This window comes from Marinovum sp. 2_MG-2023, from assembly GCF_030548265.1.
Lineage (GTDB): Bacteria > Pseudomonadota > Alphaproteobacteria > Rhodobacterales > Rhodobacteraceae > Marinovum.
The window spans coordinates 1-11,684 of record NZ_JAUOSD010000008.1 but is presented as its reverse complement, the minus strand read 5'-3'; the positions used below and the strand labels follow the sequence as shown (position 1 = coordinate 11,684).

The 11,684-nt window shown below is 60.2% G+C and carries 12 protein-coding genes; 6 read left to right on the top strand and 6 right to left on the bottom strand.

From position 1 onward, the window contains the following. Positions 1-243: 243 nt before the first annotated feature. From Q4577_RS10915 to Q4577_RS10900, 4 genes are read left to right on the top strand one after another with little or no spacing between them, the layout of a single operon-like run. Positions 244-1,206, top strand: coding sequence for a tripartite tricarboxylate transporter substrate binding protein (locus tag Q4577_RS10915; protein ID WP_303467990.1), 963 nt, complete (start codon positions 244-246; stop codon positions 1,204-1,206). A gap of 20 nt (positions 1,207-1,226) precedes the next feature. Then, on the top strand, positions 1,227-2,153 hold the full coding sequence (locus Q4577_RS10910) for a BMP family protein (protein ID WP_303467989.1): 927 nt from the start codon (positions 1,227-1,229) through the stop codon (positions 2,151-2,153). Continuing rightward, positions 2,135-2,581: a tripartite tricarboxylate transporter TctB family protein gene (locus Q4577_RS10905; RefSeq protein ID WP_244683773.1), complete on the top strand. Its 447-nt coding sequence runs from the start codon at positions 2,135-2,137 to the stop codon at positions 2,579-2,581. The genes Q4577_RS10910 and Q4577_RS10905 overlap by 19 nt, the downstream gene beginning before the upstream one ends. Before the next feature lie 3 nt (positions 2,582-2,584). Beyond that, positions 2,585-4,096, top strand: a complete 1,512-nt coding sequence (locus Q4577_RS10900) for a tripartite tricarboxylate transporter permease (protein ID WP_303467985.1) — start codon at positions 2,585-2,587, stop codon at positions 4,094-4,096. 112 nt (positions 4,097-4,208) lie between these two features. On the opposite strand, the gene zigA is transcribed toward Q4577_RS10900, so the two are convergent. Next, positions 4,209-5,429, bottom strand: a complete 1,221-nt coding sequence (gene zigA, locus Q4577_RS10895) for a zinc metallochaperone GTPase ZigA (protein ID WP_303467982.1) — start codon at positions 5,427-5,429, stop codon at positions 4,209-4,211. A gap of 70 nt (positions 5,430-5,499) precedes the next feature. After that, the gene (locus Q4577_RS10890) at positions 5,500-6,153 is read right to left on the bottom strand and encodes a metal-binding protein ZinT (protein ID WP_303467980.1); all 654 of its coding nucleotides are present in this window, start codon (positions 6,151-6,153) and stop codon (positions 5,500-5,502) included. 316 nt (positions 6,154-6,469) lie between these two features. Here Q4577_RS10890 and Q4577_RS10885 point away from each other — a divergent pair, with 316 nt between their 5' ends. Next, positions 6,470-7,489 carry a LacI family DNA-binding transcriptional regulator gene (locus tag Q4577_RS10885; protein ID WP_303467978.1) on the top strand — a complete coding sequence of 340 codons (1,020 nt, stop codon included), beginning with the start codon at positions 6,470-6,472 and terminating at the stop codon, positions 7,487-7,489. A gap of 57 nt (positions 7,490-7,546) precedes the next feature. Beyond that, entirely contained in the window at positions 7,547-8,077 is a 531-nt protein-coding gene (locus tag Q4577_RS10880; RefSeq protein WP_244683782.1) for a gamma carbonic anhydrase family protein, read from the top strand. 21 nt (positions 8,078-8,098) lie between these two features. On the opposite strand, the gene Q4577_RS10875 is transcribed toward Q4577_RS10880, so the two are convergent. The 4 genes from Q4577_RS10875 to Q4577_RS10860 all read right to left on the bottom strand — a co-directional run. Next, positions 8,099-10,021, bottom strand: coding sequence for an acyl CoA:acetate/3-ketoacid CoA transferase (locus tag Q4577_RS10875; protein WP_303467975.1), 1,923 nt, complete (start codon positions 10,019-10,021; stop codon positions 8,099-8,101). Positions 10,022-10,023: 2 nt separating this feature from the next. After that, positions 10,024-10,812, bottom strand: a complete 789-nt coding sequence (locus Q4577_RS10870; RefSeq protein WP_303467973.1) for a 3-hydroxybutyrate dehydrogenase — start codon at positions 10,810-10,812, stop codon at positions 10,024-10,026. 28 nt (positions 10,813-10,840) lie between these two features. Further along, complete coding sequence (locus tag Q4577_RS10865; protein WP_244683789.1) at positions 10,841-11,464, bottom strand: CoA transferase subunit B; 624 nt, start codon at positions 11,462-11,464, stop codon at positions 10,841-10,843. 58 nt (positions 11,465-11,522) lie between these two features. Further along, positions 11,523-11,684, bottom strand: a 162-nt coding sequence (locus Q4577_RS10860; RefSeq protein WP_303468416.1) for a CoA-transferase, incomplete at its 5' end; no start/stop codon positions are given.

Here is an 11,684-nt window from a genome sequence, read left to right as displayed (position 1 = left end):
GCGCGCGTGAACAAGCCGGAAGTGACAGTGATTCGCGTTTTCCAGCCTGCGGATGGCACAGTTCGGCGGATTTGCGGCGCAATTCCTGCCGGATTTCGTGCAATGATCGCGAAAATGCGCACAGGATTTACGCGAAACCAGAATTTCACACTCCGGATTCATGAAATCGTGATTTCATTGCTAGGCGGAATCACAAAGCTGTGGAACCTTGGTTTCATCAAGACATCAACAGGGAAACAGAACATGCAGCGCAGAACACTTCTTGCCACAACAGTCGCCGCTTTGGCGACACTGTCCATGCCGGTCCTGGCCGATACCAACTGGCCAGAGCGTCCGGTGCGGATATTGGTATCCTTTCCCCCCGGCGGGTCAAGCGATCTGGTGGCGCGGCTTTTGGGTGAAAAACTCTCGGCCAGCCTGGGTCAGCAATTTGTCGTCGAAAACAAACCCGGCGCTGCCGGCACCGTGGCGGCCTCTGCCCTGAAAGAGGCGGAACCGGACGGCTATACGTTGATGCTGTCTAACCTGACGCCGTTCAATGTGGCGCCCATCCGATTTCCCGACACGCCCTATGATGCAATCGCGGATTTTGACCATATCACCTATGTCGGCACCGTGCATCTTGGCCTGTTTGCCGCACCGTCGATGGGGGTCAGCGACCTTGCGGGCCTGATTGACGCCGCCAAGGCCGATCCCGGCGCATATGAATACGGCAGTTCCGGCGTGGGGTCCTGGGGCCACATCATCGCTGAACAATTCCAAAACGTCAGCGACACAGAACTGTTCCACATCCCCTACAAAGGGTCCGGCCCGATGCGGCTTGATTTCCGGGGCGGCGTGGTGCCGTCGATCTTTGACGCGGTGCCCCAAAACCTGCCCGCCGTCGAAGAAGGCACAGCCATCCCTCTGGCGGTGACCGCGACCGAACGGCTAAGCTCGCTGCCGGATGTGCCGACATTCACCGAATTGGGCTATGACATCGTGGCCGAAAACTGGCTGGGGTTCAGCGCACCTGCCGGCGTGCCGGAAGACATCAAAACCAAACTGGACAGCGCCCTGACCGACGCAATGGCCCTGCCCGAGGTCAAGGCACAGTTTGACACCTGGGGATTGGTCCGCGCGCCCAAGACAAGCGAAGCGTTTTCCGAATACGTCAGTGCCCAGCTCGACCAATGGACGCCCATGGTCAAAGCAGCGATGGAATGACCCAAGGCAAGGAGCAACCGATGAAAATCGCAGTTTTCTTCGTTGGAGAGGTGGATGACGCCGGTTTCAACGCCAGCGCCCTGATCGGTGCCAATGCCGCACGCGAGATGGCCGATATTTCGGTCATCTCGGATGTGCGCTATGATCAGGATGCAATCCGCGCCCGCCTGGCCGAGGTCGTACCACAGGTGGACGGCCTGATCTTTATCGGCGGACAGGGCAATATCGCCACCCCGGAAATTGCGGCGGCCTTTCCGGACAAACGGTTTGCCGTGGTACAGGGCCATAAAACGGCGGCAAATCTGGCCAGCTATGATGTGCGGCAGGAAGATTCAGCCTTTTTGGCCGGGGTTCTGGCGGCGCAACTGACCCGTACCGGCATTGTCGGGCATCTGTCCGGCCATCGGGTGCCGCCGGGGCTGAAGGGGCGGGCGGCCTTTGTTGCCGGCGTGGCCCACACAGACCCAAAGGTGCAGGTGCTGACCGGTTTTTGCGGCACCCAGGATGACAGCCGCATCACCCGCGATTGGGCAGCGGCGGAAATTGCCGCAGGTGCCGATATCATGTTCACAATGCTGAACGGCGCCCGCAGCGGGGCCATTGCCGCCTGCCGCGAGGGCGGCGCACATCAGATTGGCAATGCGCTGGATTGGGTCACGGTCGACCCGGGGGTTTTTGTCGGCTCGGCAATTGCCCGCATCGACCTGGGCGTCACACGTGCGGTGGCCGATATGACCCGGCACATCACCCCGGAGCGCGTGATCCAATTCGGTCTGGCCGATGGCGAATTTGTCGACCTGTCGATGGGAACCACGGTACCGGCGGAAGTGCGGGCAAAGATCACCGCTGCCGCCGAAGACATTCGCACCGGTACAATTCACGTGCCAGAAAGCTATGATGGTCCGGAATTTCAGCCCGAGGGTCTGACATGCATAATGGAAAGCTGATCACTCATCTTGGGCCGCTGATCATGCTGGTGGCGGGGCTGACCTTTGCCTTTGGTGCCGTGGCCAGCCTTGATCTCGGCTCGTTCCGGCGCATGGGGCCGGGGGCCTTTCCGCTACTTGTTGGTGCGCTTTTGGCGGTTTTGGCCGCCATTGGTCTGGTGCAGAACCTGCGCGCACCGATGGCCACCGAAAAGGCCGACCCGATTGCCGTGCTTGGCGTGGTGGCCGGCGTGTCGGCCTTTGCCTTCTTGACGCCATTACTTGGGGTTTTGCCGGCCACGGCGGTGGCGGTGTTTGCCACCGGATCGGCCATTCCGGGGTTTCGCTGGCCACTGCGCGCCGCCCTGGCGGTTGGGGTGGCGATTGGCGTCTGGTTGATTTTTGTCCGCGGGCTGGGCATGCCCTTTGTCGCGATCCGGGGGATCTAACACATGGAGATGTTTGCGAATCTCAGCCTTGGGCTGGCCACAGCGGCCACAATGACCAATCTGACCTATTGTTTTGTCGGTGTGTTCCTTGGCACCTTTATTGGCGTGTTGCCCGGCGTTGGGCCGCTTGCGGCGGTGGCGATGCTGTTGCCGATTTCGTTCTATTTGGAACCGTCCACCGCATTGGTGATGCTGGCCGGGGTCTATTACGGTGCCGAATACGGCGGCTCGATCGCGTCGATCCTGCTGAACATTCCCGGCACCCCCTCGTCATCGGTCACCTGCATCGACGGCTATCCGATGGCGCAACAGGGGCGCGCCGGTGTTGCCCTTTTTGCCACCTCGGTTGCATCGTTTTTCGGGGCGATCTTTGGCGTGATTGTCATGGTGTTGCTGTCACCCCGGCTGGCGGAATTTGCGCTGCTGTTCCAGCCGGCGGAATATTTCTCTGTCATGGTGCTGGGTCTGATTGCGGCATCTATTGTCAGCTCCTCCGGTGTCTTGCGCGGGCTGATGATGGTCTGTCTTGGCATCCTGCTGGGCACGATCGGCGTGGATGTGAACAGCGGCGACACCCGGTTCACTGGCGGCATTGCCGAATTGCGGGACGGGGTATCGCTGGTCGTGGTGGCCATGGGGCTTTTCGGCATTTCCGAGGTCATGATATCGCTGCGCGGCGCCACCCAAAGCTATGCCGGCCAGACCCTGCGCGGGCGCGACATCTATCCCAGCTGGGGCGAATGGCGGCGCAGCTTTCTGCCGGCGCTGCGCGGGTCCACCATTGGCGCGTTTTTCGGCACCCTGCCCGGCACCGGTCAGACCGTGGCCAGCTTTGTCGGCTATGCCCTGGAAAAACGCGTCAGCCGCAACAAGGACAACTTTGGCAAAGGCGCAATCGAGGGGGTTGTCGTGCCGGAGGCGGCCAATAATGCTGCGGCACAGACCGCATTCATTCCAACCCTGACACTGGGCATTCCCGGATCAACCACCATGGCGCTGATGTTGGGCGCGCTGATGATCCACGGCATTACGCCGGGGCCGCGATTGATTTCGGATCACCCGGACCTGTTCTGGGGGCTGGTTGTCAGCTTTCTGTTTGGCAATCTGTTCTTGCTGGTGCTGAACATCCCGTTGATCGGCCTCTGGGTGCGTCTGCTGCGGGTGCCGCATTACTATCTTTATCCCACGGTGATCATGATGATCTGTGTCGGGGTTTACGGCATTTCTAATTCGCTGACCGATGTATGGGCGACGCTGGCCTTTGGCGTCATTGGCTATGTGCTGCGTCTGTTCCGGTTTGAACCGGCCCCGATGCTGATCGGGTTTGTTCTGGGACCGATGATGGAGGAATATTTCCGCCGCGCCATGTTGCTGTCGCGGGGCGATCCACTGGTCTTTCTCGAACGGCCCGGCAGCGCGGCATTGTTGGGGATTGGGGTTCTGTTGCTCTGTGCCACGGCATTTCCGGTCAAAAAGATCCTGACCAACCTGATCGCCCGCAAAGGCACAGCATAAGCCGCCTTTGCACTTGTCCGAAACCGCCAGCGGGCCGTATCAACGGCCCGCTGCTGTCGTTCTGGCACGCCCTTCGGCACGGGGTGCCGTCACTGGCTGAACGCAACCTGTGTCATGCTGCCGCCGGGGCCTCGCGCCAATTCGGGAACGGATCGGGCAATTTCGGCCAATCCTCGGCCTGTGCCATCTGGTCGTCATCCAGCAATGCCGCATCAAGGGCGGCAGTGATCTCTGGCTTGTTCATGCCGGACCCGATCAGAACCAATTCCTGTCTGCGATCCCCGAATGGCTCTGCCCAATGCCGCTCCAGATAGGCGATGGCCTCTGGATGGTTGGGGCGTCGGTCCTGGGGCACGCTTGCCCACCATTTGCCCAGCGGTCGCACCGAGCTTAGCGCGCCGGCCAGGGAAAATTCGGCCAACCAATCCGGCCGGGTCGCAATCCAGAAATGACCCTTTGCGCGAAGCACACCCGGCAACGCGCCATTCAGCACATCATGGATCTTTTGCGGGTGGAATGGCCGCCGTGCGCGATACACAAAGGACGAAACACCATATTCTTCGGTCTCTGGCACATGGTCCGCGAAACCATAGAGTTCCTTTGCCCAAAGGGGGTGTTCATGCGCGGTTTCAAAATCAAACAGGCCGGTGTCGAAAATCCGGTCCTGCGGCACAGCGCTATAGTCGGTTTCGACGATCTTTGCATCGGGGTTCAGCGCGGTAATGATCTTGCGCGCCGCATCCAACCGCTCTGCGCCGGCAATGCTGACCTTGTTCAGGACAACCACATCGGCAAATTCGATCTGATCCACCAGAAGATCGACCAGGGTCCGGTCGTCGGCATCGCCAATCTCCTGCCCCCGGTCTTTCAGGAAATCATGGCTGGCGTAATCCTTGAGAAGGTTCATCGTGTCCACAACCGTGACCATCGTATCCAGCCGTGCCACATCCGACAGGCTCTGGCCCTCTTCGTCGCGGAAATCAAAGGTCGCCGCCACCGGCAGGGGCTCTGACACGCCGGAAGATTCAATCAACAGATAGTCAAATCGCCCCTCACCGGCGAGCCGCCGCACCTCAAGCAGCAGATCATCGCGCAGGGTACAACAGATACATCCATTCGACATTTCAACCAGTGTTTCATCGGTATGGCTCAGATCGGCACCGCCTTCGCGGATCAGATCGGCGTCGATGTTGACCTCGGACATGTCATTCACGATCACAGCAACGCGCCGCCCTTCCCGGTTGTTCAGGACGCTGTTCAAAAGCGTGGTTTTGCCAGCACCAAGAAAGCCGGAAAGCACGGTGACAGGAAGGCGGGAATCTTGCGTTTTCATGGGGAACAATCGCTCGTTTGATGGAAGTGGTGGTTGGGGCATGTCACCCGACATGCCCCGGTGCCCGGGCTTAACGCGCGCGCATCTCCGCCGAGATGTCAGCGCCGCTGAGGTCGGACGGATAATAGGTCGGCCAATTCGTCAGCTCTTCGAGCAAGGCCGCGCGATCATCGCCCCAATAGAGGTGGTAGTGATCCGACTTGGCCGGTGCGATGCGGTGATCGCTGAACTGAAAATACGCCGGCGCGTCGGCATCGCCGCTGACCTTTGCAAACACATAGCGCACGCCACGATTGCCCGAGTCATAGGTCAATACTTCGTAACCGTCGTTTTTGTACCGGGCCTGAAACGGCGCGCCGTTGCGAAAGAAGGTGGCGGTGTCGCCTTCGAATAGGATGCGCTCTACATCGGTGGCATATCCGACCTCGTAATAGGCTTTGTATTCGGCGGCGGTGCGGTCGCCATGCGCCGCCTTGTCCGCCATCACATCATCCAAAGATCCATCCAGCAAAAGCGGATAGACCGACTGCCAGTCTCCGGCCCAATCCGACAAGTCACGCGGCTGGATTTGATCGTCATCAAAGATGCCTTTGTAGATGTCTTCGGCGGAATGGCTGTGGGCGCTGTCGTGCGCCTTGCTGGATTCAGCGAACACAGCAGGGGTCAACGCGATCGACGCGCAAATGGCGATCGCGCTGATATGTTTGGCCGATTTGAGTGGCATGGGGGATCTCCGGGTTATTGCGACCAGTGGGTCAATTTGATTCGGCATGTTATAACATAACATACCGGAGCGTTACCCTATCACTCTGCCGCCAGCAACAGCGATATGGCCGAAAACCGACAAGAGCCCCGGATGTCACGCCGCCAGAAATTGGGAAGGTTCCTTGTAATCACGGAAATTGTGAAAGCGCTTTCACAGACTATTTCATGCACTTACCGCCAAATAGTCGCGGAAATTCTATGGCTATGCACCATTATTTGAAAATTCTCGCCTAACGGTGTAAGCGTTCTCTAAGAAATGGAATCGGATAAGCCCCGTGGAAAAAGAGACCCCTGAAAGCCGCAAACAGGTCCGTATGCAGGATGTTGCCGCCGCCGCTGGCGTCTCACTCGCTTCGGTGTCGCGTGTGTTGCGCACCCCCGGCGCAGCGTCGCCGGACATCACGGCCCGCGTTCAGGAGGCCGTCAAACGACTGGGCTATGCCCCCAGCCCGATTGCCAGTTCCATGGCGGGTGCACAGTCGCCGATTGTCGGCGTGGTGGTGCCAACGCTGGCCAATGCGTTTTTCAGCCAGTCGCTTCAGGCGATGTCGTCGGAATTGGAAATATCGGGCCTTCAGTTGATGATGGGCACCCATGACTATGACCCGCTGCGCGAAGAACAGGCCATTCAGGCCTTTTTGCGCTGGAACCCCGTGGCCCTGATTGTGACGGGAATTCATCACAGCCGCGATGCAATGCGCCTGCTTTTGGGGGCGAATTGCCCGGTCTACGAGATGTGGGATTACACCGACAGGCCGCTGGACAATGTCATTGGCTTCTCGATGGAGGGCGCGGGCCGCGCCGTGGCGCAGCATCTGATTAAAAAGCGGCGCCGCAACCTTGTCTTTGTCGGGCACCAACTGGCGCGTGATCCCCGCGCCAAGGTCCGTGCCGATGCCTTTATGGCGGTGGTCGCAGGCCATGACGGGGTCACGGGGCGGGTGATGGAAGTGGGCGAACGCAACGCCGCCGCCGGTATTGCGATCATGCAGCAGATTTTGACAGAATTCCGCGATGTCGATGGCGTGGCCTTTTCCGGCGATGCCGTGGCGCTTGGCGGGCTGACCGCTGCGCAAGACAAGGGTCGGCACGTGCCCGGGGACATTTCGGTCATTGGGTTCGGGGATCTTGATCCCACCGTGGCCAGCCGCCCGCCCCTGACAACCATTCGCCCCCCGCACGAAGAAATGGGCCGTCTGATCGCACAGAGCATCCTGCGCCGGGCCAAAACCCCCGACAGCGCCCCCCAGAAAATCAACCTTGGCTTTGAACTCATCGAACGGGGCAGCACCTGACCGTCCCGGCGGCCACAGAATCCTGCCTGTTCGGACCTTTGAAAAGGAACCTGTTGAATGACGATCTATGCACTTGGCGACATTGCGCCGCAAACCGCCGGTCCCGGCACCTATTGGGTCGCCCCGGGCGCGCATGTCATTGGGGACGTGCGGTTGGGGCGGGATGTTGGCATCTGGTTCGGGGCCGTCCTGCGCGGTGACAAGGAACCGCTGAGCATCGGCGACGGCACCAATATTCAGGAACACGCCATGATCCATGCCGATCCCGGTTTTCCGGCGATCATCGGCAAGGGCGTCACCGTCGGGCACCGCGCGATTGTGCATGGCTGTACCATCGGCGACGGCACCCTGATCGGCATGGGGGCGACCATCCTGAACGGTGCCAAAATCGGCAAAAACTGCCTGATCGGCGCGGGCGCTCTGGTGACCGAAGGCAAAGAGATCCCGGACGGCTCCCTCGTCATGGGATCGCCGGCCAAAGTCGTGCGCGCGCTTGGCGAAGAGGGGCTGGCCACGCTGCGCAAACCTGCCGACAACTACGTCAAGAACTGGAAACGTTTCGAAGCCGAAATGACCATTGTCGAATGACACCCGACCCGCTGCGCGCCTTTAATCCAGAAAGGCGCGCGCCTGCTGGCCCGTTTCAAAGATATGGGTGCGCGCGTCTGGAAAAACCTCGCCCAGTTTCATCCGCATGAAGGCCGATCCGGAATATCGCGACACGGTGCCATAGTATTTCCCGGTCAGATCCGCGACCATGCGCGCCCAACCGGCCTCCAGCGTTTCATCAATCCGAAAACCGTCATAGTTCACCACCACATCAACCCGCCGCCCAAACGCGGCGCAGGTTCCGGCCACCAATTCGCCGACCCGACGCACATCCCCCTCGCTTCTGACGCGCATCTTTTCAAAGTTGAGGAACAGCCGGTCGCGCCCCGCGTCCAGCGCCACCCGATCCGGCAAATCCAGATGCAGCAGGTTGGTGCGCAGGTCCATTTCACCCTCGGCAAAGATCCGGGCATCCATCTCCTGTACCTCGTCCAGGATCGGGGGCACATCCATCAGCGCAAGCACATGCCGGTCAAGGTCGATGCCCGGCGCCACTTCGATCAGCTTCAGCCCCTCGGTGGTCAGCTCGAACACACAGCGTTCGGTCACATAGAGCACTTTCTGCCCCAGCCGCGCCGCCCGTGCACCGGAAAATGTGATCTGTTCGACCGAAGACAGGAACTTGCGATGTGTGCCTTCCTGTTGAATATCGACACCCTGTTCGGAAATCCCGACCACCAGCCCCTTGGCGGTGAACGTTCCGGCAAAGACCAACGCGCGGGCGTTCTGGCTGATATTGATAAATCCGCCCGCCCCGGCCAGTCGCGGCCCGAAGCGCGAGACATTGACGTTGCCGGTTTGGTCGGCCTGCGCCAGCCCAAGACAGGCCAGATCAAGCCCGCCGCCGTCGTAGAAATCAAATTGGTTGTTCTGGGGGATCACCGCATCGGTATTGACCGCCGCGCCAAAATCCAACCCCGAGGCCGGTTGCCCGCCAATCACCCCCGGCTCTGCCGTCAGGGTCAGATGATCCAACAACCCCTCTTCGGCAGCGACACAGGCCACGCCTTCGGGCATGCCAATCCCAAGATTGACCACCCCGTTGATCGGCAATTCAAAGGCACAGCGCCGGGCAATGATCTTGCGCGCGTCCAGCGGCATCGGCGGCATTTCCCCTTCGGGCGGGCGGATGCGATTGGTAAAGGCCTGACTGAATGCGGTGGCATAGGTCTGGACGTGGTTTTCCGGTTTCGACACCACAACGGCATCGACAAAAATTCCGGGAATATGCACCTCGCGCGCGGCAAGTGTGCGCGCACGGGCGACGCGTTCGACCTGAACAATGACCACGCCGCCGGAATTCTTGACCGCCATCGCCTGCGCCAGATTGTCGATGGTCAGCGCCTCGCGCTCCATCGTGATATTGCCCGCTTCATCCGCCGTGGTGCCGCGCAACAACGCCACACTCAGCCGCTGCGCCGGATAAAACAGCACATCTTCGCCGCCGATCTGCATCAATTCGACCTGCGGTGCGGTCGAAATATCGTTGATCGCGCCGCCACCCAGACGCGGATCAACAAAGGTTTCCAACCCCACCTTGGACAGCATCCCCGGCTTGCCCGCCGCAATATCGCGATACAGCTGGCTGATGCAGCCCTGCGGCAGGTTCCAGCCCTCGATCTTGCCCGATACGGCCAGCGCCGCGACCTTGGGGATCAACCCCCAATGGCCGCCAATCACCCGTTTCAGCAAACCTTGGTGGCCCAACCGGTTCAGCCCCCGATCCTTGCCATCGCCCTGCCCTGCGGCAAACACAAGGCTCAAGTCACGTGGATGGCCAGTGTCCAGAAAACGTGTCTCAACCGCGGCCAGCAATTCATCCGGCACCCCGATGCCGACGAATCCCGAGGTCGTGACAACATCACCATCCTTGACCAATGCAGCGGCCTCTGCCGCGGATACGATTTTGTTGCGCATACTCATGTCTAGGCCGCCGTCCAGCCGCCATCAACCGGCAGGGCGACTCCGGTGATGTTTTCCGCGACATCGGAACACAGAAACAGCGCAACCCCGGCAAGCTGCTCTACGGTGACGAATTTCTTGGTCCATTGCGCCGCCAACAGCACGTCGCGCTTGACCTCTTCTTCGGTCATGCCGCGCGCCTTGGCGGTGTCGGGGATCTGCGACTCGACCAGGGGCGTCAGGACATAGCCGGGGCAGATCGCATTGCAGGTAATACCGTCCTGCGCGACCTCCAACGCGACGGTCTTGGTCAGACCGACAACCCCGTGTTTCGCGGTGACATAGGCGGATTTGAACGGCGACGCCACCAGCCCATGCGCCGAAGCGATATTGATGATCCGCCCCCAACCTGCTGATTTCATATGCGGAACCGCCGCACGCACCACATGAAACGCCGAATTCATGTTGATGTCGATGATCATGTCCCAACGGTCCTTGGGGAAGTCTTCGACCGGTGACACGGTTTGAACACCGGCATTATTGACCACAATATCAACCCTGCCGAATTCGGCGGCGGCGGTGGTGACCATCGCCTCGATCTGGTCCGGCTTTGTCATATCGGCACCGTCATAGATCACGCGACCGGCGCCAAGGCCGTCCAATTCCCGCCGCGTGGCCTCTATTTCCGCTGCATCGCCAAAACCGTTCAGCACGACATGCGCCCCGGCGGCGGCGAAACCGCGTGCCAGCCCCAGACCAATTCCCGACGTTGATCCGGTCACGATTGCGGTTTTTCCGTTCATATCCGTCATAGATTTCTCCAAGGCTGGCGTTTCGATGTTAGAGTATGGTCGCTTCTGTTGCGGCGCGCAGGTCTGCTTCTGTGACGCCATCGGCGCATTCGACGATTTTAAGCCCACCTTCGACCACGTCCAGCACGCCGAGGTTGGTGATGATCCGGTCAACGACGCTGCGCCCGGTCAGCGGCAGGGTGCAGGCTTTCAACACTTTGGAATCGCCATGTTTGTTCTGGTGGTCCATCACCACGATGACGCGACCAACACCGGCCACAAGATCCATCGCGCCGCCCATGCCTTTGACCAGCTTGCCGGGAATCATCCAATTCGCCAAGTCGCCGTTTTCCGCCACTTCCATCGCGCCCAGGATCGCCGCCGCGATCTTGCCGCCGCGGATCATACCAAAGCTGGTGGCGCTGTCGAAATAGGACGTCCGCGCCAGTTCGGTGATCGTCTGCTTGCCCGCATTGATCAGGTCGGGGTCTTCTTCGCCCTCGAACGGGAAGGGGCCCATGCCCAGCATGCCGTTTTCCGATTGCAGGGTGATGTCCTTGTCGCCGACGTAATTCGCCACCAGCGTCGGAATGCCGATGCCAAGGTTCACATACATGCCGTCTTCGAGTTCCTGTGCGGCGCGCGCCGCCATCTGATTACGATCCCAAGGCATCAGGCTTCCTCCCTTTTTTGTTGGTCGACGCACGGGCATGAAAACCGGTTCCCACTTTTCATTGTGCGTCCTCCCTTTTCCGAACGGTCCGTTGTTCGATGCGTTTTTCGTGGTCGCCCTGAATGATCCGGTGCACATAGATACCGGGCAGGTGGATGTGATCGGGGTCAAGGCTGCCGCGCGGCACGATTTCCTCGACCTCGACCACACAGATCTTGCC

Bases quoted from the DNA above. Each gene is read 5' to 3' on its own strand.
- Q4577_RS10915 (WP_303467990.1), top strand. From the start codon at position 244: ATGCAGCGCAGAACACTTCTTGCCACAACAGTCGCCGCTTTGGCGACA.
- Q4577_RS10910 (WP_303467989.1), top strand. From the start codon at position 1,227: ATGAAAATCGCAGTTTTCTTCGTTGGAGAGGTGGATGACGCCGGTTTC.
- Q4577_RS10905 (WP_244683773.1), top strand. From the start codon at position 2,135: ATGCATAATGGAAAGCTGATCACTCATCTTGGGCCGCTGATCATGCTG.
- Q4577_RS10900 (WP_303467985.1), top strand. From the start codon at position 2,585: ATGGAGATGTTTGCGAATCTCAGCCTTGGGCTGGCCACAGCGGCCACA.
- zigA (WP_303467982.1), bottom strand. From the start codon at position 5,429: ATGAAAACGCAAGATTCCCGCCTTCCTGTCACCGTGCTTTCCGGCTTT.
- Q4577_RS10890 (WP_303467980.1), bottom strand. From the start codon at position 6,153: ATGCCACTCAAATCGGCCAAACATATCAGCGCGATCGCCATTTGCGCG.
- Q4577_RS10880 (WP_244683782.1), top strand. From the start codon at position 7,547: ATGACGATCTATGCACTTGGCGACATTGCGCCGCAAACCGCCGGTCCC.
- Q4577_RS10875 (WP_303467975.1), bottom strand. From the start codon at position 10,021: ATGAGTATGCGCAACAAAATCGTATCCGCGGCAGAGGCCGCTGCATTG.
- Q4577_RS10870 (WP_303467973.1), bottom strand. From the start codon at position 10,812: ATGACGGATATGAACGGAAAAACCGCAATCGTGACCGGATCAACGTCG.
- Q4577_RS10865 (WP_244683789.1), bottom strand. From the start codon at position 11,464: ATGCCTTGGGATCGTAATCAGATGGCGGCGCGCGCCGCACAGGAACTC.